The organism is Variovorax sp. GW822-FHT04A09 (assembly GCF_058801005.1).
This window is the reverse complement of the sequence record NZ_JBXAMV010000001.1, coordinates 340,077-361,754: the sequence shown is the minus strand read 5'-3', so window position 1 is coordinate 361,754 and position 21,678 is coordinate 340,077. Positions and strand designations below refer to the sequence as shown.

General features: G+C 65.9%; 27 protein-coding genes. 20 read left to right on the top strand and 7 right to left on the bottom strand.

Annotated features, from left to right (window positions below):
• Nucleotides 1-7: 7 nt before the first annotated feature.
• Nucleotides 8-1,729, top strand: a complete 1,722-nt coding sequence (locus tag AC1RLW_RS01520; RefSeq protein WP_493192033.1) for a hypothetical protein — start codon at nucleotides 8-10, stop codon at nucleotides 1,727-1,729.
• Between the two features lie 440 nt (nucleotides 1,730-2,169).
• Nucleotides 2,170-3,405: an NHL repeat-containing protein gene (locus AC1RLW_RS01515; RefSeq protein WP_493192032.1), complete on the top strand. Its 1,236-nt coding sequence runs from the start codon at nucleotides 2,170-2,172 to the stop codon at nucleotides 3,403-3,405.
• Nucleotides 3,406-3,506: 101 nt separating this feature from the next.
• On the opposite strand, the gene ilvB is transcribed toward AC1RLW_RS01515, so the two are convergent.
• Complete coding sequence (gene ilvB, locus AC1RLW_RS01510) at nucleotides 3,507-5,294, bottom strand: biosynthetic-type acetolactate synthase large subunit (protein ID WP_493192031.1); 1,788 nt, start codon at nucleotides 5,292-5,294, stop codon at nucleotides 3,507-3,509.
• Between the two features lie 65 nt (nucleotides 5,295-5,359).
• On the opposite strand from ilvB, the gene AC1RLW_RS01505 reads away from it, so the two are divergent.
• The 7 genes from AC1RLW_RS01505 to AC1RLW_RS01475 all read left to right on the top strand — a co-directional run bounded on the left by AC1RLW_RS01505 (nucleotide 5,360) and on the right by AC1RLW_RS01475 (nucleotide 8,597).
• The gene (locus AC1RLW_RS01505) at nucleotides 5,360-5,854 is read left to right on the top strand and encodes an Lrp/AsnC family transcriptional regulator (protein WP_174250212.1); all 495 of its coding nucleotides are present in this window, start codon (nucleotides 5,360-5,362) and stop codon (nucleotides 5,852-5,854) included.
• A 77-nt stretch (nucleotides 5,855-5,931) separates the two neighbouring features.
• Nucleotides 5,932-6,459: a P-loop nucleotide/nucleoside kinase family protein gene (locus AC1RLW_RS01500; RefSeq protein WP_493192030.1), complete on the top strand. Its 528-nt coding sequence runs from the start codon at nucleotides 5,932-5,934 to the stop codon at nucleotides 6,457-6,459.
• Nucleotides 6,460-6,463: 4 nt separating this feature from the next.
• Nucleotides 6,464-6,787: a hypothetical protein gene (locus AC1RLW_RS01495; RefSeq protein WP_493192029.1), complete on the top strand. Its 324-nt coding sequence runs from the start codon at nucleotides 6,464-6,466 to the stop codon at nucleotides 6,785-6,787.
• Between the two features lie 20 nt (nucleotides 6,788-6,807).
• Nucleotides 6,808-7,257, top strand: a complete 450-nt coding sequence (locus AC1RLW_RS01490; RefSeq protein ID WP_493192028.1) for a GNAT family N-acetyltransferase — start codon at nucleotides 6,808-6,810, stop codon at nucleotides 7,255-7,257.
• A 66-nt stretch (nucleotides 7,258-7,323) separates the two neighbouring features.
• Nucleotides 7,324-7,833 (top strand): GNAT family N-acetyltransferase, encoded by a 510-nt coding sequence (locus tag AC1RLW_RS01485; RefSeq protein WP_493193046.1) that lies wholly within the window; start codon nucleotides 7,324-7,326, stop codon nucleotides 7,831-7,833.
• A gap of 66 nt (nucleotides 7,834-7,899) precedes the next feature.
• Nucleotides 7,900-8,148 (top strand): DUF1272 domain-containing protein, encoded by a 249-nt coding sequence (locus tag AC1RLW_RS01480; protein ID WP_095947151.1) that lies wholly within the window; start codon nucleotides 7,900-7,902, stop codon nucleotides 8,146-8,148.
• Between the two features lie 131 nt (nucleotides 8,149-8,279).
• The gene (locus AC1RLW_RS01475; RefSeq protein ID WP_493192027.1) at nucleotides 8,280-8,597 is read left to right on the top strand and encodes a hypothetical protein; all 318 of its coding nucleotides are present in this window, start codon (nucleotides 8,280-8,282) and stop codon (nucleotides 8,595-8,597) included.
• A gap of 103 nt (nucleotides 8,598-8,700) precedes the next feature.
• On the opposite strand, the gene AC1RLW_RS01470 is transcribed toward AC1RLW_RS01475, so the two are convergent.
• Nucleotides 8,701-8,838, bottom strand: a complete 138-nt coding sequence (locus AC1RLW_RS01470) for a hypothetical protein (RefSeq protein WP_493192026.1) — start codon at nucleotides 8,836-8,838, stop codon at nucleotides 8,701-8,703.
• A gap of 27 nt (nucleotides 8,839-8,865) precedes the next feature.
• Between AC1RLW_RS01470 and AC1RLW_RS01465 the strand changes: the two genes are divergently transcribed.
• The 10 genes from AC1RLW_RS01465 (at nucleotide 8,866) to AC1RLW_RS01420 (ending at nucleotide 16,733) form a co-directional block, all read left to right on the top strand.
• Complete coding sequence (locus AC1RLW_RS01465) at nucleotides 8,866-9,180, top strand: DUF3050 domain-containing protein (RefSeq protein ID WP_143599017.1); 315 nt, start codon at nucleotides 8,866-8,868, stop codon at nucleotides 9,178-9,180.
• Between the two features lie 122 nt (nucleotides 9,181-9,302).
• Entirely contained in the window at nucleotides 9,303-10,064 is a 762-nt protein-coding gene (locus AC1RLW_RS01460) for a class I SAM-dependent methyltransferase (protein ID WP_493192025.1), read from the top strand.
• A gap of 68 nt (nucleotides 10,065-10,132) precedes the next feature.
• Nucleotides 10,133-10,573 (top strand): GNAT family N-acetyltransferase, encoded by a 441-nt coding sequence (locus tag AC1RLW_RS01455; RefSeq protein ID WP_095947147.1) that lies wholly within the window; start codon nucleotides 10,133-10,135, stop codon nucleotides 10,571-10,573.
• Between the two features lie 228 nt (nucleotides 10,574-10,801).
• The gene (locus tag AC1RLW_RS01450) at nucleotides 10,802-11,218 is read left to right on the top strand and encodes a VOC family protein (protein WP_062480009.1); all 417 of its coding nucleotides are present in this window, start codon (nucleotides 10,802-10,804) and stop codon (nucleotides 11,216-11,218) included.
• Nucleotides 11,219-11,273: 55 nt separating this feature from the next.
• A complete protein-coding gene (locus AC1RLW_RS01445) occupies nucleotides 11,274-11,483 on the top strand; it encodes a DUF4287 domain-containing protein (RefSeq protein WP_493192024.1) in 210 nt (69 codons plus the stop codon).
• 21 nt (nucleotides 11,484-11,504) lie between these two features.
• Nucleotides 11,505-12,065, top strand: a complete 561-nt coding sequence (locus tag AC1RLW_RS01440) for a hypothetical protein (RefSeq protein WP_493192023.1) — start codon at nucleotides 11,505-11,507, stop codon at nucleotides 12,063-12,065.
• A 69-nt stretch (nucleotides 12,066-12,134) separates the two neighbouring features.
• Nucleotides 12,135-12,506, top strand: coding sequence for a VOC family protein (locus AC1RLW_RS01435; RefSeq protein ID WP_493192022.1), 372 nt, complete (start codon nucleotides 12,135-12,137; stop codon nucleotides 12,504-12,506).
• 73 nt (nucleotides 12,507-12,579) lie between these two features.
• Nucleotides 12,580-13,104: a sigma-70 family RNA polymerase sigma factor gene (locus AC1RLW_RS01430; protein WP_493192021.1), complete on the top strand. Its 525-nt coding sequence runs from the start codon at nucleotides 12,580-12,582 to the stop codon at nucleotides 13,102-13,104.
• Nucleotides 13,101-14,096, top strand: a complete 996-nt coding sequence (locus tag AC1RLW_RS01425) for a FecR domain-containing protein (RefSeq protein WP_493192020.1) — start codon at nucleotides 13,101-13,103, stop codon at nucleotides 14,094-14,096. The genes AC1RLW_RS01430 and AC1RLW_RS01425 overlap by 4 nt, the downstream gene beginning before the upstream one ends.
• A gap of 129 nt (nucleotides 14,097-14,225) precedes the next feature.
• Complete coding sequence (locus AC1RLW_RS01420) at nucleotides 14,226-16,733, top strand: TonB-dependent siderophore receptor (protein ID WP_493192019.1); 2,508 nt, start codon at nucleotides 14,226-14,228, stop codon at nucleotides 16,731-16,733.
• Between the two features lie 106 nt (nucleotides 16,734-16,839).
• Here AC1RLW_RS01420 and AC1RLW_RS01415 read toward each other — a convergent pair whose 3' ends face one another.
• From AC1RLW_RS01415 to AC1RLW_RS01400, 4 genes are all read right to left on the bottom strand, one after another.
• Entirely contained in the window at nucleotides 16,840-17,745 is a 906-nt protein-coding gene (locus AC1RLW_RS01415; protein ID WP_493192018.1) for a hypothetical protein, read from the bottom strand.
• Nucleotides 17,745-18,176: a VOC family protein gene (locus AC1RLW_RS01410; RefSeq protein WP_139703062.1), complete on the bottom strand. Its 432-nt coding sequence runs from the start codon at nucleotides 18,174-18,176 to the stop codon at nucleotides 17,745-17,747. Before AC1RLW_RS01410 ends, AC1RLW_RS01415 begins: the two co-directional genes overlap by 1 nt.
• Nucleotides 18,177-18,256: 80 nt before the next feature.
• Nucleotides 18,257-19,738: an ankyrin repeat domain-containing protein gene (locus AC1RLW_RS01405; RefSeq protein WP_493192017.1), complete on the bottom strand. Its 1,482-nt coding sequence runs from the start codon at nucleotides 19,736-19,738 to the stop codon at nucleotides 18,257-18,259.
• Nucleotides 19,739-19,797: 59 nt separating this feature from the next.
• A complete protein-coding gene (locus tag AC1RLW_RS01400; RefSeq protein ID WP_493192016.1) occupies nucleotides 19,798-20,307 on the bottom strand; it encodes a hypothetical protein in 510 nt (169 codons plus the stop codon).
• A 211-nt stretch (nucleotides 20,308-20,518) separates the two neighbouring features.
• Here AC1RLW_RS01400 and AC1RLW_RS01395 point away from each other — a divergent pair, with 211 nt between their 5' ends.
• Complete coding sequence (locus AC1RLW_RS01395) at nucleotides 20,519-20,905, top strand: VOC family protein (protein WP_095745770.1); 387 nt, start codon at nucleotides 20,519-20,521, stop codon at nucleotides 20,903-20,905.
• An 18-nt stretch (nucleotides 20,906-20,923) separates the two neighbouring features.
• Here the strand turns inward: AC1RLW_RS01395 and AC1RLW_RS01390 are convergent, their stop codons facing one another.
• Nucleotides 20,924-21,640, bottom strand: a complete 717-nt coding sequence (locus tag AC1RLW_RS01390; RefSeq protein WP_493192015.1) for a winged helix-turn-helix transcriptional regulator — start codon at nucleotides 21,638-21,640, stop codon at nucleotides 20,924-20,926.
• Between the last annotated feature and the right edge of the window lie 38 nt (nucleotides 21,641-21,678).

Genomic DNA, 21,678 nt, shown 5'->3' with positions numbered 1-21,678 from the left:
CGTCCGCGTGTCACGCCTACTTCACCTTCTGACCGCCGGCCTCGCGCTCGCATCCTCCCTCGCCCACGCGGCCGACCCGGTGCTGCTCGTCAGCTCGCCCGTCGCGCTGCAGGCCGCCGAGAAAGCCGGCGCCGGTTTCGGCCGCTGGTTCGACGTGCCCTCTGCGGCCAGCGGCATCGCCACCAACCAGGCGCTCGCACGCTCGCCCGCGTGGCAGTCGATCGCCGATCCGCTGAAGACCAGCCTCGCCGCCCTGCAGCGCCGCGACCCGCAGGCCGGCGTCGGCATCGCGCGCTACCCGCACCGGATCTTCGATGCGCGCTGGCTCGCCAGCCCCGACGCCTTCTTCGAGCTGGTCGGCGTGGCCAACCGCATGGACCGCCGCCCCTTCCAGCCCGGCGCCTGCGGCGAGACGCGGCTCGTGTACCGGCTCGCCTACCGCTCGGCCGCGATGCAGTCGCGCCTGCCGATGACCGTCGCCGTCGAGCTGCGCGGCGACGCGCCCGATGCCGACGGCAGCTGCGCCAGTGCCGCGCGGCGCTGGCAACCACCACAGGCATCGATGAAGGACGAAGCGCTCGGCCGCTGGCTCGTGTCGGCCGACGGCCCGCTCGCGCCGCCGCGGCTCGCGCAGGCCCGCATCGCGCAGGTGACGACCAACCTGCAGAGCGTGCGCTGGCCCTCGGCCGTGCGGCCCGACCTGGGTGGCCATGCCGAGTACCTGCTGCGCGCCTTCCGCTGGAACGCGGGCACGCAGCGCTTCGACGCAGGCCCGCTCGAGAACACGCCCGATGTCGCGAAGCTCAAGGCCGATGCCCCGCTGCGCAAGGCGCTGCTGCAGTGGCTGCAACAGCCCGACACGCTGCGCGCGCTCGACAGCGCCACCGTGCGCATCCCCGATCGCTTCCTGGCGACAGAGTCGGTCTCCGTCGCGCCGCGCGGCCTCGAGCGCCTGGCGAATCGCCCCTTCGAACAGCTGTTCGCTCCCGGCGACTGGCAGCCCGTGCCCGGCAGCCGCACGCTGCAGTCCCCGCAGGCCGTGCTGCGCCGACTCGACGACCTGAGCTGCGCCGGCTGCCACCAGAGCCGCGCGGTCGCGGGCTTTCACCTGCTGGGCGTGGACCGGCGCGGCGCCTCGCGCACCTTCACGACCGGCAACGCGCTCGCGCTGCCGCACTCGCCGCATCTGCAGGATGAGTTGGCGCGGCGCGAACGCTATGTGAAAGCCGCGCTGACGATGCCCGCGCCCGACCCGTTCCGTCCGCTGGCCTCGCCGGACGATGCGAACGCCTTGCCCGACAAAGCCACCGTCGGCGCCAGCTGCGAGCCCACGCGCATCACCGCCTCGGCCGACCCATGGCGCGACCGCGCGCAGAAGCAGCCCCGCACCGCCGCCACGACGTGCGAAGGTGCGGACTCTGTGTGCGAGAAAACCTCGGTCGGCTTCCCCGGCGGCATGTGCTCGGGCCGCTGCGATCCGAAAGACCCGAACGGCACCTGCGGTGGCATCGCCATCCTCAGCGACTTCAACCAGTGCCTGGCAGCCAAGCAACCCTTCGGCGATTGCCTGAGCAAGCACACGCGGCCCGGCAACCTGCGCAGCTGCTCGGCGCAACAGCCTTGCCGCGAGGACTACATCTGCGCGCAAGCCGAAGGCCAACCCGAAGGACGCGGGGCGTGCATTCCGCCCTACTTCCTGTTCCAGATGCGGGTGGACGGGCACTCGTGAAGGGGGCTCCCGTACGGCTCCCGAATGAATGACTCCCTCTCCCGCTTGCGGGAGAGCGTTGGGGTGAAGGTGAGCGGCGATGAAGGCCGCGCGATGTTGTCAGGTCCCCCTGGCTGGCGGACCAGGGAGCCATTGCTGGCGCCAGATGAGAGGGCCGACCGCAAAAAATACCCAGTTCCAGGGATGCCATCAGACACTCTTTTTAACAATGATTGACATTTAGAAACCCCCTGCACGCCCGTCGGCAGGGGGCTTCTTTTTGTTGAGTCATACAACCATAAAGAGGAGTCAAGATGCTTTTCAGTCAAGCAAGTTCGGTCGCGCGAATCGGCGCCGTGGCCGGTGCGGTCATGTTGGTGGCATCGTGCGGCGGGGGTGGAGGTGGCGGTACTTTTCTGCCGATGGTCGCATCGCCCCCTCCGGCGACAGTGCCGCCCGTCGTGAAGCATTCCATCGGCGGCACGGTCACCGGCCTTGAAGGCCGCCTGGTGCTGCAAAACAATGCCGGCGACGACCTCCAGCTGTCGGCCGATGGCAAGTTCACCTTTGCAACGACCCTGGTCGAGGGCTCGGACTACAAGGTCAGCATCCGTACGCAACCTCTGTGGCAGTTCTGTACCGTCACCAAGGACACCGGCAAGGCCTCGGCCGACGTGAGCGACGTGACGGTGGCCTGCTCGGCCACCGCCGCCAAGGTCGAGACGCTCGCCGGCACCGGCGTCTCGGGCACCGCCGACGGCAAGGGCAGGGCCGCATCGTTCGATCTCCCTTACGGCATCGCCCTCACCAGGAACGGTGGTCTGCTCATCGGCGACTGGTCAAACAACCTCTTGCGCAAGATTTCGCCCGAGGCCGACGTCACCACGTTTGCCGGCAACGGAAACCTGGCGTCGGTGGACGGCAACGGCCTCAACGCTTCGTTCAAGGACCTCGCCAGCTTCACCGTGGACGCGACCGACACCGCCTTCGTCGCGGACGCCCAAGGCCATCGAATCCGCAAGGTCACACCGGCGGCCGATGTGACCACGGTGGCGGGCAACGGCACGAACACCACGACCGATGGCAACGGAACCGCCGCCACCTTCAACACGCCCATCTCGGTGGCCGTGGATGCTGCCGGCAATCTGTACGTTCTGGAGTATTTCGGCGGCGTCATTCGCAAGATCACCCCCACCGGCGATGTCACCACGCTGGCCGGCAGCAGCCCGCGGGGCTTTGCCGACGGCACGGGAAGCGCCGCGAAATTCGGGCTCGGCTACAACATGGCCATCGACGCGTCAGGCAACCTCTACGTCGCCGACAGCAGCAACCATCGAATTCGCAAGATCACCCCCACCGGGGTGGTCACGACCCTTGCAGGGACGGGAACGCCCGGCGCCACCGATGGACCCTGGAACTCCGCGACTTTCTCCGATCCCCGCGGCGTCGCCGTCGATGCGGACGGCAATGTCTACGTGGCCGATTTCGGGAGCAGCCTGTTGCGCAGGATCACACCGGCAGGGGTGGTCTCCACGCTCGCCGGCCAAGAGGGTGTCACGGGTGGGCAAGACGGCATCGGCGCGGCTGCCACGTTCAATCAGCCTCAGGGGCTCACGATCAACGCAGCGGGCACGCTGTATGTCGCCGACACCTTCGGCAATTTGATCCGCAAGGTCACGCCGGTTCGGGCGCCCTGAGGCATGCTGCGGCGACGTGCTCCGAGCGCGTCGCCGCGTCAGCCGCCGTCTGCGGCGGTGAGCGGCGATGGAGGCCGCGCGATGTTGTCAGGCCCCTGCCCTCACTCCCCTTCGTACCACCTGTCCTTCGCCAGCATCACCCTGTGATGCCCGCACCCCGACGGCATCATCGGAAAGCAGTTCTCCTGCGCCGCCACCTGCACGTCGAGAAAGAACGGCCCGTCGCTCGCCAGGCATTCGGCCAACGCCTCTTCCAGCTCCGCCGGATCGGACACCCGCCGCGCGCCCCACCCAAAAGCCTTCGCCAGCGCCACGAAATCAGGCAGCGCCTCGTTCCAGCTGTGGCTCAGTCGGTTGCCGTGGTTCAGCTCCTGCCACTGGCGCACCATGCCCATGTAGCCGTTGTTGCTCAGCACCAGCTTCACCGGGGTGCGATGCTGCATGGCAGTCGACAGCTCCTGGATGTTCATCAGCACCGAGGCGTCGCCGCTCACGCACACCGTGAGCGCGTCGGGGTGGCCGATCTGCGCGCCGATGGCCGCGGGCAGCCCGTAGCCCATGGTGCCGGCGCCGCCCGAGGTGAGCCAGTGGCGCGGGCTGTCGAAGCGCAGGTACTGCGCGGCCCACATCTGGTGCTGGCCCACGTCGGTCGAGACGATCGCATCGCGGCCCGCGATGGCCCGCTGCAGCGACGACATCAGCTGCTGCGGCAGGATCTCTTCCGTCGACGGCGTGAAGGCCAGGCAGTCTTCGGCGCGCCAGCGCTCGATGCGCGCCCACCACGGCGCCAGCCGCTCGGGCGCAAACTCGTCGGGCAGCAGGCCCAGCAGCGCTTCGACGATGGCGCCGCAGTCGCCCACCATCGGCACGTCGACGTGCACCACCTTGTTGATGCTGCCGGGGTCGATGTCGATGTGGATCTTGCGGGCATGCGGGCAGAACTCGTCGAGCTTGCCCGTCACGCGGTCGTCGAAGCGCGCGCCCACGCACACCACCAGGTCGGCCTCGTGCATCGCGAGGTTGGCTTCGAGCATGCCGTGCATGCCCAGCATGCCGACGAACTTCGGGTCGGACGCGGGGAACGCGCCCAGCCCCATCAGCGTGAGCGTGCACGGCGCGTGCAGCCGGTGCACCAGCTGCGTGAACGCCTCGCAGGCCGCCGGCCCCGAGTTGATGAGCCCGCCGCCGCCGTAGAGCACCGGCCGGCGCGCGGTCGAGATCAGGTCGGCGGCACGCTGCAGCATCGCCCGCGGCGGCAGCGGTGCGCGGCCCGTGCGCAGCGCGCGCAGCGGAGCCGGCGCGGCGCCGTGCGAGAGGCGCATGAGCTGGATGTCCTTCGGCACGTCGAGCAGCACCGGGCCGGGGCGGCCGGTGGTGGCGATGTCGAGCGCGCGGCGCACCAGCGCGGGCACGTCATCGGCTGCACGCACCTGCCGGTTCCACTTGGTCACCGGGCGCGACATGCCCAGCGCGTCGCTTTCCTGGAAAGCCTGCGTGCCGATCACCGCCGTCGACACCTGCCCGCTGATGCACAGCACCGGCACCGAATCACTCATCGCGTCGAGCAGCCCCGTGATCGTGTTGCCCACGCCCGGCCCCGAGGTGACCAGCACCACGCCGACGCGGCCCGTGCTGCGCGCATAGCCCTCGGCCGCATGCACCGCCGCCTGTTCGTGGCGCACCAGCACATGGCGCAGCCGGGGTTCGCCGTGCAGCGCGTCGTACAGCGGCAGCGCCGCGCCACCGGGGTAGCCGAAGATCGTGTCGACGCCGCACGCGACCAGCGTGTCGAGCAGCGCTTCGGCGCCGTTGCGCACGCGGGGTGGGGTCTCGGGCATGGCCGGCGAGAGGGAGGGCGAGGATGTGGGGGGAAGGTCGAGCAGTCGCATGCCGTCAATTCTTCCGCTCTTGATGCAGAATTTGCTTCTTTCTTTTGGCTGTTTAAGCTCGAAACATGAAAACCAATCGCCAAACATCGACAGACAACGAAGGATCTTTCGACAAGACCGATCTGGCGATCCTGCGGGTGCTGCTGCTCGACTCGCGCAAGACCCTGCAGGAGATCGGCAACGAGGTCGGCCTGTCGCCCACCAGTTGCTGGACGCGCATCAAGAAGCTCGAGGCCTCGGGCGTCATCAAGCGCTACACCGTCGACGTCGACCCGGCCAAGCTGGGGTACCACGACTCCGTCATCGTGCAGGTCACCCTCGAGAGCCACACCGACGAAACCCTGTACGACTTCGGCCGCACCCTCGCCACCATTCCCGAGATCCAGGAGGCCTACCTCGTGTCGGGCGACTACGACTACTACATCCGCATCGCCGTGCGCGACACGCGCGACTACGAGCGGCTGCTGCGCGAGAAGCTCTACAAGATCCCCGGCATTCGCCACAGCAAGTCGCACTTCGTGCTGCGGGTGCTGAAGGAGGCGACGGTGCCGCTGATCTGACGGGTCGACGGGCCCGCATGACCGAACGGTGGGTACGATCGCCGACGAACGGCCCTTCGCAGACGCCATCCCCTTCCATGAGATCGACTTCGGAACATCGGACCCTGATCGTCCTGAGCGGACTGCCAGGCACAGGCAAGACCACCATCGCGCGCGAACTCGTGGCGCGCGTCCCCTCGGTGTACCTGCGCATCGACGCCATCGAGCACGCACTGAAAACCGCAAGCGGGCGCACTGACGACGTGGGCCCGGCGGGCTACGTCGTGGCCTACGCGCTGGCTCGGTCCAACCTTGCGCTCGGCATGTCCGTGGTTGCTGATTGCGTCAATCCGCTGTCGGTCACGCGTGAGGCGTGGCGGGCCGTGGCGGCCGAGACGTCATCGCATCTGGTGGAGGTGGAGGTCGTGTGCTCTGACGTTGTTGAACACCGCCGACGCGTGGAGAGCCGGGAAGCCGACATGGCGGGCTTTGCGCTGCCGAGCTGGGAGGCCGTGCTTGGGCATGACTACGAGGCTTGGAGCACGAGCCGGCTGGTCATCGACTCGGCGCTGGTGAGTGCGAGCGAGGCGGCGGACCTGATCTGGCGGCGCATGCGTGAGCGGTAAATCGATGCGCTCCCGTTTCATCGACGCCTTCCTGGGCGCCATCGTGCTCGGGCCTTGGGCCGCGATGTTTGCCTATCTGGGCCTTGCACCGTTGGCCGCCTACTGGCTCGACGGCACCAAGCAACGCACGGGCGCCAGCCGCGGCTCTTCCTATTGGTGGAGCTTTCCGGACGCCGTGGCCGCTCAGTACCCGATGCTCACCTGGCTGCTCGAACTCAGGAGCCATGTCGTTGTGTGGAGCTGCCTGGCTGGCATGGTGCTCGGGCCGGTGGTTGCGTGGATCATGAGCAGCCGCTTGAACCGCATGCGTCGCGGCATCCGGTGGTGAACGAGAACGAACGACCGTCCATGACCCCCACCTTGCGCACCGCCCTCGATTCGGATTTCGAATTTGCGTTCGATGCCAAGCGACAGGCGCTCGGCCCCTACGTGGCAGCGCGATGGGGATGGGACGACGATTTCCAGCGGAACCTGCACCGGAGCCGATGGGAGGAACGCCCGTGGTCGGTCATCCTCAAGGGCGGCACACCGGTCGGCACGATCGCCACATGGGAGGTCGACGGTCACCGCCGCATCGGTGAGTTCTACGTCTTGCCGGATTTCCAGCGCGCCGGCATCGGTTCAGCGGTGCTTCGCCAGCTTCTGGCCCAAGCGGACCACGACAAACAGGCAGTGCGGCTGGAACATCTGAAGTGGAACCCGGTCGGCGCGCTGTACGCGCGCCACGGATTCGGCCATGAGAGCGCCAACGACACGCATTGCTTTCTGGTTCGCCACCCGATTGCCTCACATCGATGAAGCAGGCCGAGAGGCAGCGTTCGGCCCACACATGACTCCTAACCCGAAGGTGATGACTTGATCTCGGTGCAACCAGCGAAACCCGATGAATGGAAGACCTATCGAGACCTGCGCCTGCGGGCGCTGCTCGATTCCCCGGACGCCTTCGGAAGCACGCATGAAGCAGAGGCCACGAGAACCGATGCGATGTGGTCCGCTCGAATTGCCACGGCTACGTCGTCCGGGAAGGATCGTGTGCTTTTCGCATTCAATCGCGACGACGCATGCGGTCTGATCTGGTGCAAGTTGTCCAGTGATGAACCGGCTGTCGCCCATCTTTTCCAGATGTGGGTTGATCCCGCATCACGAGGGATGGGAGCCGGTCGAGCTTTGCTCAAGGAGGCGATTTCCTGGGCCGAGAGCGTTGGAGTGAAGCACGTTCTTTTGGGCGTCACTGCCGGAGATACGCCGGCGATGCGCCTGTACGCAGCTCGCGGCTTCCGCCCCGACGGCGCGCTGGAGCCACTGCGGGAACACTCGAATCTGATGGTGCAGCCGATGAGCCTTGCACTCGGCCCTGTTGGATCGACGGACTGACTTCCACCATCGACCACCTTGCCCTCGTTTAAGCTCAACCGACAAAACTCTCTCTGAGGTTTCGCCATGCTCCAAATGCGCCCCGGGTGTGAATGCTGCAACCGCGACTTGCCACCGGATTCGGCCGATGCCCGCATCTGTTCTTTCGAGTGCACGTTCTGCAGTGACTGCGCGAACCAACGGCTTGCGGGTACGTGCCCGAACTGCGGCGGAGAGTTGCTTCCGCGCCCGTCGCGGCCGGCGGCCAAGCTTGAGAAGTTTCCGGGTTCGACGACGCGGGTGTTCAAGCCGGAAGGTTGCGCGGCGGCGTCGTGAAGTGCCGCGCCAGATTCGTCCCATCGACGACTGCCAGTGGCCAAGAAGAGCGGACGTTGATGTCTGCGTCGCGAGGCCCTGCGAAACTGTTCGGACAAAATCCTTCCATCCAAGTTCGCTCGGGAGAAATCATGGAATGGTCGCCGATCTCGGCCAGTGAGCTTGAAGTCTTGGTAGAACTCCAACTCTCAGAGTGCACGCTGACGGAGCGGGAAACTTTCTCCCAGTACCGCATTCCATTTCGCCTCACGGCTATCGAGCGCTTCGGCAAATACGAGAGCGTTTTCATTGTTGCGATGCATCGCTCCGTCGCCATGTACTTCGAGGATGTAGAAGAAGGATTCAATCTTTCTCCCCTGCGCTCTGATGGTTCGATTGCGCAGCCTGGGTGGCAGCAGTGGAGTCTTCAAGAAGCACTCAATAATCTTGTCCTTCCGCAGCCTGAATAGGGCGGGATGCGGCCACAACCAACCATTCACCGCGTTGGCCAAAAATGCGACGAAAGAAAGATGTATGCCGGCACGATGAGTGCGACTTCAAACAGCCGCTGCCTCAAGCATCTTCAAAAAATCCCGAGTGCAGTTCTCCACGACGAAGCAGGCAAGTATCCGTATCGACCTGCTCCTCGGCGGCGAGGCTCGGCCACTGCCGGGCATTCCCCTGTTCTTCAAAGTCAGGTGGCGTCAGCATGACCACAGGAAAGAAGGAGTGAGATAAATGTCCAATGCAGAGCTTTTCGACCGCGACGAAACCAGCTACGAACGTTGGTTGCACGTCAATCCTGAAGGGTTTGTCGCCAACACTCTTCGAAGGCCCGCCGCACGCTACTTCGTACTCCACCGCGCGACCTGTCATTCCATTTCCACGCACAAGCCGCACACCGACGCAGCAGCGTTTACCGGCGGTAGATACATCAAGATATGTGCACATTCTCCGGAAGATTTGCTCGTGTGGGCGCGCTCCAACGGTATCGAAGAATTCTCCAGCTATTGCACTGCCTGTAAATCGATCGGATCGCAGCCTCGAAACTGATACACCGCTTGCCACCTTGACACTGACCTATTGCCGCTAGGGCGGACACCAGTCAGGACCAGCCCTTCGCTCGGCCGACCATTTCTAAACTGGCGATGCCCCTCACAGCCTGACGTCAAACCATGGACTTCTACGACGACCTCGCCCCGCTGTATCACCTGATCTTCCCCGACTGGAGCCACAGCATCCGGCGGCAGGGCGAGCAGCTCGACAGCGTCATCCAATCAGAATGGCCCGGGCATCACACGGTGCTCGACCTCTCCTGCGGCATCGGCACCCAGGCTCTTGCGCTTGCCGGGCGGGGCTACTCCGTCGTCGGGTCAGACCTGTCGAACAGGGAAATCGAACGTGCTCGGCGCGAAGCGGACCTTCGCGGCTTGGCCGTCGACTTCAAGGTCGCAGACATGCGCACGGCCCACGAGGACCACGGTACTGGATACGACCTCGTCATTTCGTGCGACAACTCGGTCCCTCACCTACTGACCGACGAAGACCTGCTGCTTGCGTTGCGCCAGTTCCTCGCGTGCTTGCGCCCCGGCGGCGGATGCGTCATCACGGTCAGGGACTACGACAAGGAGGAGCGCGGGACGAACCTGGTCAAGCACTATGGCGCGCGGGTTGAGGACGGCAAGCGGTACGTCCTGTTCCAGGTCTGGGATTTCGACGGCGACCACTACGACCTGTCGTTCTTCATCGTCGAAGACGAGCTGGCCACCGGGCTGGTGAAGACCCATGTCATGCGTTCCAGGTACTACGCAGTCTCGGTCGACCGTCTTTGCGCGCTGATGCGAATGGCTGGCTTCGAGGATGTGAAGCGACTCGACGCCGCGTTCTATCAGCCCGTCTTGGTCGGAACCAAGCCTGCGACTGGCTCGCTTGCTTAGAGCCGACCAGAAGCGGACCTTCCGACGTACCTTGTCCAACCTAGCCACTCGCAACCTCCCCTCATCGAATGGAAAGCATCACATCACTTTCTCTGGAGAACATTTCCGAGTTCGTGCCACTGTATCGCTCAGTGTTTAATGCACCCCCTTGGAATGACGGCTGGACGGAGGCAGTAGCTGCTGAGCGGCTTACAAGTTTTGCGCAATCACCCGCGTTTCAAGGCATGGGCTTGTCAATGCATGGAGAAGCCATTGGCCTTGTTCTGGGCTGGGGCGAGCGTTGGGTGCAAGGCTGGGTTTTTCACATCAAAGAGATGTGCATCCATGAACGTTACCAAGGACAAGGATTCGGAGCGAAGCTTATGCGGGGCTTCGAGGAACACCTTCAAGCGCGCGGCTTCATGAGTGCGAATCTTCAAACAGGCGAATCGGTTCCCGCGAGGAAATTCTATGAAGGCCTCGGCTACAAGCAGTCCGGATACGTCAGCCTACTCAAGAAGCTCGGTTGAAGCTGTATGTCGGCTCAGGACCCCCTCTTGCGGCGTCCATCGGGCAGCAAGCCGCACGCAGCATGGGCGGCAACGCGAGACTCACCACGGGCCTCGATGACCGCGGCGTCGGGTTTCTGGTGAGCGTGCCGAACACGGATTCCGAATGCGGCGGGTGACGGACTGAATCCAGGCCTCGTGTGCGGCGGCTCAGCGATTTACCATCGCTGATTTTTGCGATCACACCCCATGCATCAATCACTCGGCTTGGTGTCCCTCGTGGTGCCCGACTACGACAAGGCGCTCGAATTCTTTGTCGGCACATTGGGCTTCGAACTCGTCGAAGACACGCCCGTGCCTGCGCAAGGAAAGCGATGGGTCGTGGTCAAGCCGCAGGGCGGAACAGGGGCGTGCCTTCTCCTGGCGCAGGCGTCGGCGCCAGAACAGCAGCGCGCCATCGGCGACCAGGCCGGCGGCCGTGTGTTCCTGTTCCTGTACACGGACGACTTCTGGCGCGACTACGAAAAGTACAAGGCCGCAGGCGTCGAGTTCGTTCGCCCGCCCGAGGAACAGCCGCACGGGGTCGTGGCGGTCTTCAAGGACCTGTGCGGGAACATGTGGGACCTGATCCAGCCCAATGCCAGCAACAGGAGCTGGCAGCTGTAAGAATGCCCTCCCACGCTTGCACGAATCTCACACTCCACCCGCGAAAGAACCGCCCATGACCGAGACCGCCAAGGTAAAAGGACCCGCCTCGTACTTCCCCTCCATCGAGAAGACCTACGGCCAGCCGATCACGCATTGGATGGACATTCTTCAGGCTGCGGGCCCCCTCAAGCACATGGAGCTCGTGAGCCAGCTCAAGACCCAGCACCAGATGGGTCATGGGCATGCGAATGCGTTGGTTGCGGCGTTTCTTGCGAAGAAGTAGCACGGGCCCTACCGCTCCTCGATGACACCCCAGAAGCAGCAGCTCGAACAGCACGTGGAGGACCGTGATCTCGTCTCGATCTATCGGACGGGCATCGACGATTCTCAGATCCAAGGCTTCGTGCTGGCGGTCTCGTCAGAACTGGTCCTGATTCAGTACGTCTACGACTTCCGACTGGACGGCTTGATGGCACTCAGAACCGAGGACATCACGCAGGTGGAATTGACGGCCACCAACAGCCTTCAGAAGAAGCTGATCTTCGAGGAAGGCTTGGGAGCGCAGGTTCCCTTTGGGTTCGAGTTTGACGTGCGCAGTTGGCGCACGTTGATTGCGCAGCTGACCTTGCGTCACGCGCTGATGATCGTGGAATGCGAGGCCGGCGAAATCAACGAGTTCTTGATCGGGCGAGTTGTTCAGACCGAAGGCGATTCGCTGCAAATCGAGCATTTCACGGGGGCCGGCAACTGGGCAGGCAGCCCATCCCTGGTGAGCTACCGAGACATCACGTGCTGCCAGGTCGGCAACAACTACGCGAATGTCTACCAGCGCCACTTCGAGCGCCTTGCGAGCGCCCTTCACTGAACAGCACGGCCTCTTGTTCCGGCCAAAGCCCCCGCCTAGCATGCACCTCACCCCCAGCCAGGAGAGCCCATGCAGCTTCACACCGCCCGCATCTTCGTCCAGGACCTCGCCCTCGCCGCCCGCTTCTATGAAAAGATCCTCGGCCTGCCCCTGAAGGCCGACGGCCGCGATCAGGGCTTTTGCGTGTTCGACGCAGGACCCATGAGCCTGGTGGTCGAAAGTGTCGAAGCAGATGCCCCTGCAGAAGACCAAGCCCTGGTAGGCCGCTTCACAGGCCTGTCTTTCGATGTGGAAGACATCCAGTCGAAGTACACCGAACTCTCGTCACGCGGCGTGACCTTCAGCGGCCTCCCCGAGCCGCAGTCATGGGGCGGCATCCTCGCCACATTGCGCGACCCCGCCGGCAACGAGCTTCAACTGGTGCAGCAGCCCCGAACGTAGCCATTGGTGCACAGTCGTCATACAATGAGAATAATTCTTATTTGGATGGCCTGGCCACCGCACTACGTCCGCCATGGCCGCCGATCCCGCTCTGCACCCGCACATCCACACCCTCTATAGCGAGCACCACGGGTGGTTGCAGGGCTGGTTGCGCAGGAAGCTCGGCAATGCCTTCGACGCGGCAGACCTGGCGCAAGACACCTTCCTGCGCATCCTCACCGCGCCCGATCACACGCCCGAGAAGCAGTGCGACTGGCAATTGCGGGAGCCGCGCGCCTACCTGACGGTCGTTGCCAAGCGGCTGCTGGCCAACCTGTACCGGCGGCGTTCGCTGGAGCAGGCCTACCTCGAGGCCTTGAGCGCGTTGCCCGAACCGTTGGCGCCCTCGCCCGAGCAGCAGGCGATCATTCTCGAAACCCTGCAGGAGATCGACGCGATGCTCGACGGCCTGGCGCCGCCGGTGCGCCAGGCCTTCCTGATGGCGCAGCTCGAAGGACTGGGCTACGCGGAGATCGCAACGAAGCTGGGCGTGAGCGAGCGCACCGTCAAGCGCTACATGGCCGAGGCCATGGCCCGCTGCATCCTGCTGGCCGCGTGACGGTGCAACGCACGATGGCGGTCGTGGTCGACAAGGCCGTCGCCCTGCAGGCGGCGCAATGGTTCGTCCTGCTGCAGTCGGGCGAGGCCACGGCGGCCGATCGCACGCAATGGACACGCTGGCGGGCGGCCGACCCCGCGCACGAAGCGGCCTGGCAGCGCGCCGAGCAAGTCAGCGGCAAGTTCGGCAGGCTGCCGGGCGCACTGTCGATGCCGGTGCTGGGCCGCGCGGTGCGCAGCGACCGCCGCACAGCGGTCAAGGCGCTCGCCGTGCTGCTGACCGCAGCGCCTGCCGGTTGGCTGGCCTGGCGCGCATCGCCGGCACGCGAATGGCTGGCCGACCACCGCACCGCCACGGGCGAACGCCGCGAACTGCGCCTGGCCGACGGCACGCGTCTGCAGCTCAACACCGCAACGGCCATCGACGTGGCCTACGGCGCGACGCGGCGCGTGGTGCGGCTGCATGCGGGCGAAATACTCATCGACACGGCACCCGATGCCGTGCCCTCTTCCGATCCCGCCTACCGCCCCTTCATCGTCGAGACCGCGCAGGGGCGCCTGCGTGCGCTGGGCACGCGCTTCGTGGTCCGGCAGCACGAAGGCGATCGCAGCCATCTGACGGTGCTCGACGGCGCGGTCGAGGTTCGCCCCGACCACGCGCGCAGTCTGGCAGCGGTGGTGCGTGCCGGCGAGCAGGCCATGTTCTCTTCGACGGCCATCAGCGAGATCACGGCGGCAGCCGCCGATGCCGACGATTGGTCGCGCGGTGTCCTGCGCGCCAGGAACATGCGGCTGCACGACTTCCTCGCCGAGCTGGGCCGCTACCGGCCCGGCGTGCTGCGTTGCGATCCGGCGGTGGCCGACCTGCGCGTGTCGGGCGTCTTCCAGTTGCGCGACACGGGCCCGGTGCTCGACAGCCTGCCGCAGGCCTTGCCGGTGGACGTGCTCTTTCGCACGCGCTACTGGGTGACGGTGGTGGCGCCGGGCGGTTGAGGCATCGGGTGCCGGCGGCGATTTCGGCCGCTGCGATTTTTTCTGTCGCGGCCTGTCCCCTTTTCTTTCCTCGCGTGTGAAGCCTTGAGGAACAGCAACTTCACACCCTTGCAGGAGAGAGAGAAATCCATGGCCCGTCGCCGACCGTCCCCCCTTGATTCCGACACCGTCTCGTTGCGTGCGCTGTCGCTCGCCGTGCATGGCGCGTTGTTCGCCATGGCGTGCGCTGCCGCCGGGACGGTCGCCGCGCAGACACCGGGTTTGCCCAACGCACCAGCCGCACAAGCCGAAGCACGCAAGGCCTACAACATCGCACCCGGCCCGCTTGACGAGGTGCTGTCGAGCTTCGCCGCCTCCGCCGGCGTGAGCATCACGATTCCGCCTGCCCTCGCGCAGGGCAAGCGCTCGCCCGGCCTGCAGGGCCAGCACGCCGTGGGCGAAGGCTTCGCGCGGCTGCTGGCCGGCTCGGGCCTCGAGGCAGCGGGTGGCGCGGGCGGCGCGTATGCGCTGCGCCGCTCGAGCATCGGCGGCCCTGCAGACACCGGCGCCGACGGCAGCACCACGCTCGCACCCGTCACCGTCACGGCCGAGGCCGAACGCAGCGCCACCACCGAAGGCACGCGCTCGTACACGGCGCGCGCGCTGACGCTCGGCAAGGGCGAGCAGGCGCTCAAGGACATTCCCCAATCGGTGAGCGTGATCACGCGCCAGCGCATGGACGACCAGGGCCTCGTCGACCTGCGCGATGCGGTCAACAACGTCACGGGCGTGGTGGGCGTCAAGGGCGTGGGGCCGGGCATGGTCCTCACGTCGCGCGGCTTCCAGATCGACGCCTGGCAGTACGACGGCGTGCCCGTGCCGCGCAACATGTACTCGCTGGGCAACTGGGCCACCGAAGACACGGTGTTCTTCGACCGCGTGGAGGTGCTGCGCGGCGCCTCGGGCCTGCTGCAGGGCACCGGCAGCCCGGGCGGCGCGATCAACCTCGTGCGCAAGCGCGGCCAGCCCGAGAAGACGCTCACGCTCACCGGCAAGGCGGGCTCGTGGGACCACTACGGCGCGCAACTCGACGCCGGCGGTCCGCTCAATGCCGAAGGCACGCTGCGCGGCCGCGTGGTGGTCGACGAAGACCGCAGCCACTCGTTCACCGACTACGTATGGCGCAAGACGCGCTCGCTCTACGGCGCCATCGACTACGACATCTCGCCCGACACCACCGTCGGCTTCGGCGTGAGCCACTCGCACGCCAAGGGGCGTCCGATGCTGCGCGGTTTTCCGCGCTACCCGGACGGCACCGACATCGGCCTGCCGCGCTCCGTGTTCACGGGCGCCCTGTGGAACCACAGCGACATCGAGCAGACCACGGTGTATGTCGACGCCGAGCACCGCTTCAACGACAAGTGGAAGCTGAAGTTCTCCGCGCTCGGCATGAACGAGAAGAACAGCGCGCAGCACCAGCGCATGCACGGCGACGTGCAAGCCGACGGCAGCGGGCTGAACTTCGCCGACTGGGACACCCGCTTCGATTCGCGCAAGCTCGGCTTCGACGTCTACCTGCGCGGGCGCTTCGACGCGCTGTCGATGCAGCACGACCTGACCATCGGCGCCAACTATTCGAAGTTCGAGTCGACCGACCGGTATGCGCGCCGGTTCAGCGGCGGCGGCAACATCTTCGCCATCGACCACAACCGCCCGGCGCAGAACTACGACACCATCATGGCCGCCGGCGGCGGGAAGAGCCACACGCACTACGACGTGCGGCAAAAGGGCATCTACGGCAGCTGGCGGGCCCAGCTGGCCGAGCCGCTCACGGCCATCGTCGGCGCTCGCCTGAGCTGGTACGACTACCTCTATTCGAGCCAGTCCGCGGGCTTCACGAGCACCGTCAGCACGTCGGGCGAAGTGACGCCGTACGTCGGCCTCGTGTTCGCGCTCAACAAGCAATGGTCGGCCTACGCGAGCTACACCGACGTGTTCGAGCCGCAGACCGAGCGCACCGTCTCGGGCGACGGGCTCAAGCCCATCATCGGCAGCAACTACGAGGTGGGCCTGAAGGGCGAGCTGATGGACGGCCGCCTGAACACCTCGCTGGCCGTGTTCCGCTACAACCACACCAACCGCGCCGTGACCGACCGCGACGGCGGCTTTGCCTGCGACGGCTGGTACTGCTCCAGGTCGTCGGGCAAGGTGCGCAGCCAGGGCTTCGAGGCCGAGGTCAGCGGCGAGGTCGCGCCGCGGCTGCAGCTCACGGCGGGCTACACCTACAACACCACCAAGTTCCTCGAAGACCCGGACAACAAGGGCAAGATCTTCAGCCAGTGGACGCCCAAGCACATGCTGCGCGTGTGGACCAACTACCAGCTACCGGGCGACTGGAGCCGGCTCAGCGTGGGCGGCGGCTTCAGCATCCAGAGCCACACGCTGGGCTACGACCGCACGTACAAGGTGCCCGGCTTCGCCGTGTGGAGCGCGCGCCTGGCTTACCAGCTGACGCCGGAGGTGGCGCTGGCCGTCAACATCAACAACGTCTTCGACAAGCACTACTACATCCCGGCCTACAGCGAGGCCAACGGGAACAACAACTACGGCGATCCGCGCAACGTGCTGTTCACTGTGAAGTACACGCCGAAGCTGTGAGTCGAGGAGAAGGGGCGCGCGGGTGGCGTGGTCCCTTTTTGAGTATCGATTTCCAAGCATGCGAGGGACGCAAGGCTGACGCGCAACGCGTCTCTCGCTCCTGGGGTCACTCCCACCAAACATTCGTCATGGGCAGCCTTTCGGCACAACGACCTGCCAGCGTCTTCTGCGGATAAGGCGGCACGTGCGCCACATCCACAGTTTCCAGGATGCTCAGCTGCCGCATCAACTCGGCAAACGACGGTGCGCGAAACTCGCCCGCGTGCTGGTTCAGCGAAGCTTGCATTTCGCCGTCGCTCGTTCTCACGTGTGGGTGCAGCAAGATCAACGCCGTGCTGTCATCGTCATACTTTCCGATGAGGATCGCGCGGGCATGGTCGCTCGTGCGTCCGGACACCGAATCCTGGGCGACGCCATAGACGAAGTATTCGGAGTCGTCCGAATGAATGGGCACGGTCTGCTTGATCGCCCAGTAGTCGGGCTCCAGGTCCTTGAACAGGCCCACGCCGTCCAGCTCCAGCATTCCCACGAATCGGGACCGGTTCTGCGGGTTGAATGCTGAGGGTGCGAGCGCCTGCGACTTGTAGGCGACCCAGAAATCCTTGTACGACTTGGGGAGCTCTGTCTTCAGCCGGGCCTCAAGCCGGGCGAGGCCGACCCTCAACTCGGCCTCGGTGGGAGCCGGTGAGCCGCCAGGTGCTTGTATCCCCAGCACCGTCAGATGACCCTGGCCTCTCGCGGCCTCTGGCTTCGTCGAATTCAACTCGAACGACGCTTTGCGCCAGCAGTCCATGAAGGCGCTCCACTCGCTGGGACTTCCCGCATAGGCCGAATGCCGGTCGTGCAGATGGGTCGCGGCCTTCGTGCCGTCGGCCTTTGGCTTCGTACCGGGTTCGTCTCCGCAACCCGACAGCATGAACAAGGCGCACAGGCTGGCCAGGCATCGAAAACGGAAAGACGGCTGTGCCACCGCGGCTGACGATGATTTCAGGACACCCATGCCAACAGGCATCAGAACCTGATCCGCACCGAAGCCGCACTGCGATCGGCCTCGCCATGAAACACGGCCTCGATGTTGTTGCCGTCCGGGTCCAGCACGAAGGCCGCGTAGTAGCCCGGGTGGTAGGCGCGTTCGCCCGGCGGGCCGTTGTCACGGCCCCCGTGCGCCAATGCGGCTTGGTAGAAGGCGTCGACCATGGCCCGGTCCTGCGCCTGGAATGCGATGTGATGGCGCCCGGTGAGTTCGCCCTGCACTTCGTCGCTGTCTCGCGTCGACACGAACAGTTCGTCGGCCCAGAAGTTGCGCGCGTCGGAGCCGCCCATCGGGATCTTCAGCGCCTCGAAGACGGCGCTGTAGAAGGCCTTGCTGGCCGCCAGATCGCGAACGACCAGACCGATGTGGTCGATCAGGCGGCCGCGATGCAGTTCTTTTTGTGTACTCATGAAGCGCTCCTGTCGGTGGAGGTCGGAGTGGCGGAATCTACCAAAGCCAACCTCGGATATCGAGCGACAGGGTTTGCATCTCAGGGCCGACTCAGCTTCAGCAATTTCTTCCATGCGGCCAGCGACACGCCATGCGATGGCGGGTGCGCCTGCAGCCATGCCAGCGCCGAGGCGTGCGGCGGGTAGTGGCTTCGCAGCGCCGGATCGGCACCTGCCGCCACCAGCAGCCGCGCGATCTCAAGGTGGTCGCGCGCCAACGCGCGCATCAGAGCGTTGTCCGTCCAGAACCCTGCCGGCGGCAAGGCGCTTTCAGCGCCGAGCGCGGATGCGAACGGCAACCGGCCGACAGGTAGCGCGGCCTGCGGTAACGTCGATGCACCTGCCTGCGGTGCGAGCGAAGCGTTGTCGCAAGGAGGCGGCAGCACATGGACCAGGCGGGGCAGCCCCGACGAGGTCTGCGGCTGCGGCACCAGTTCGCTGCGCAGCGGCGCGGGGGTCTGGTGGTTCACGTCGACGCCCAAAGCCAGCAAGGCACGCACGGCCTCCACGTTGCCGGCATCGACCGCCGACGCCAACGGCGTCATGCGTCCGCACGCGACGGCTTCGAAGGCGCGATAGGCGGCCAGGGCCTCCTTTGGCTTCTGCTGCAGGATCAGCAGATAGACCCGTGCCTCGGCCGGTGCACCCGCTTCGAGGGACGGCCACTGCGGCGGGTCCATGACCCGGTGCAGCAGGCGGGCGGCCTGCAGATGCCCCTGCGTCGCCGCTGCACGCACGGCGCGCTCGGTCGCCGGCAGGCCCTGCGCCAGCAGCAGGCGAACGATCCCCGCATCGCCGCCCCCGGCCGCCGCATCGAGCGCGTTGTGCCCATCGGCATCGGTGCCCCGCACCGCATCCGGCGCCATGACCGCCAGGAGCTGCCGGACGCTTGCCAGGCTGCCCTTCTCAGCTGCCACCGCCAGGGCCGAAGCGCCCTGCGCGTCGCGCACATCCGGCCGCGCGCCGGCGGCCAGCAGCAGCCGCACGCGCGCCGAGTCGTGCGCATGCTCGATCAACGGCGGGCGCGAGCTCGCGGCGTTGGGGTCGGCACCGGCGGCCAGCAGCGCCTGGATGACCCAGGTCGTGGGCGCGAAGAACAACGGAAGGCCGCCGTTGCGATCGGGCGTGTCGGGGTTCGCGCCCGCCTTCAACAGCAGCGCCAGGGTCTGGCGGAAGTCGATGGCGTGCGTGTCGCTGATGCCGCCGGAGCCCGCGAACTTGGCTGCGCGCAGCAGCGCCGTCTCGCCGTCGTTGGCGTTGCGGTAGTTCACATCGGCATGGCGACGCAGCAGGAACTTCACCATCTGCGCCTTGCCTTGCTGCGCGGCCTTCATCAACGGCGAGTCGCCCACATTGAAACCGTAGCCCTGCACATCGTTGGCACCAAAGCCCTGCGCAAGAAATGCCTCGACCTCGCGCAGGCGACCGCGCTCCACGGCATCGAAGAACGGGATCTGCGCTTGCGCGGACGTCGTGTCGCGAGCGGGTTCGGCCTCGGCCGGGTGCGCCGGCATGTGGAGCATGAGAGCTGATGCGAAGGCGATGCACCAATGAAAGGATGGGTTTCGTGTGAACACTGCGGTCAGGCCTCGCTGGCCTGTCGATCGATGCCCGCCACGAGGCCTTGCAGCCACAGGCGGTGATCGCTGAAGGTACTCAATCGCTCCTCGGCCGCTTCCCGCGCGGCCAGGTGCTGGTCCAGGTACCGGAACCCGACCCGGCGTGCGGCCTCGTGCAGAACGCTCTCGGGCACATCGTTTTCATACAGCGCGTCGAAGCGGGTCACCCAGAAGCCTTGCTCGGTCAACGCGATCCGCTCGAACGCGCGAGGGTCTTCCACGCTGAACTCGACGAACTCCAAGCCATCCGGATGTGCGCGCAGGCCCGTGACCCGGCTGCTGCGATCCCACAGCGGAACCCGCGGCGGCCCGTCGGGTGTGCGGGCACCGTGGTACGCGAGGAACGGCGGCCCCAGGCAGACCGTGCGGAACACTTCGTGAAGGCACTCGCCCATCGCCAATTGCACCAAGGGCGCGGACGCGCCGAGCTGCTGCAGCGTCGCCATCCGCAAAGTCTCTGCCACCACCGTCATCCTGCGTCCTCCTTGATCTGCTTTCGGCCGATGTTAGCCATGCTCGCCCCCGGCCGAAGGCGACCTCATGAAAGGATCACGCATCACCAAACAGGTTACCCACCGCACTGGCATCGCACCCGCCTCAGGCGTAAGCTGACCACCGCCCGGCCAGCCAAGGCTATGCCGCCAAGCGGCACCCGCTGCGCCGAACTGTGCGAAAGGACCCACCATGCTGTCCGACTCGTCTGTCACGACCATGCTTCCCGTGAAGGACATGGACCGCGCGCGTGCCTTCTACGAGGGCTGCCTGGGCTTGAAGGCCGGTGGCTTGCGGCCCGACGGCAAGTTCGTCTACACGGTGGGCGGCAGCACGCTGGCGCTGTTCCCCAAACCCGAGGGCACCAAGGCCGACCACACGGCGATCAGCTTCCAGGTGCCGGACATCGCCGCCAGCATCGACAAGCTCAAGCGCGCCGGCGTGGTGTTCGAGGACTACGACTTTCCCGACCTGAAGACGGTCGACCATGTCTGCGTGCTCGGTTCGGAAAAGGCGGCGTGGTTCAAGGACACGGAAGGCAACTTCCTGTGCATCCACGAGGACCTTGCACCGGCGTAGCTGGCTCGCCGTGAGCAGCTACGACGCCAGAGATTGGCCGTCCGGCAACTTCCGTCCCGCGGCGCGCCGTGTCGAGGCGAACACGCTGGTGCCCAGCCACCGCCACAGGTCTTGCGCGTCGCACCTCGCCCCATCGACACGGATCTCGCGCGACTGAAGCGCCTGCGCAGGCGTGCGATCGCCCGTCCACACTTCGGTCAAGGCGCGCACGGAGGCATCCACCACGAGCGTCAGCTCGCGCCCCGGGTCGTCGCGGCACAGATCGGCCACGCCGTCCTCCACCACGAGCCACCACGTGCGCTCGCGCGTCCGTGCGTCGCGCAGCTGGAAGTGGATGATCACGGGTCGGGGCGGGAACTCCTGAATGCACGCGAACCGGCGCATGTCCCACATGAGCAGGCCCGCATCCAGTTCGTCGTCGCGCAGGCGGCTGCCGATCCACTGCGCCCCCCAATGGCCCAGCGCCATGACGATGGGTCGAAGTTCCTCGCCGGCCTCGGTGAGGCTGTATTCCCACACCTTGCCAACGGTGTTGCGGCGCACGACACCGAATTCCTCGAGGCGATGAAGCCGCTGCGCCAGCAGGCTGGTGGACATTCGCGGTACCCCGCGATGCAGGTCATTGAAGCGCTTGCTGCCGCACAGCAACTCGCGCACGACCAGCGGCGTCCATCGCTCGCACAACACCTCGGCCCCCCTGGCGACGGTGCAGAACTGACCGTAGGTGTTTTCCATCGCCTCGTCTCCAGAGCGGCAACGCTTCAGATTCTGGA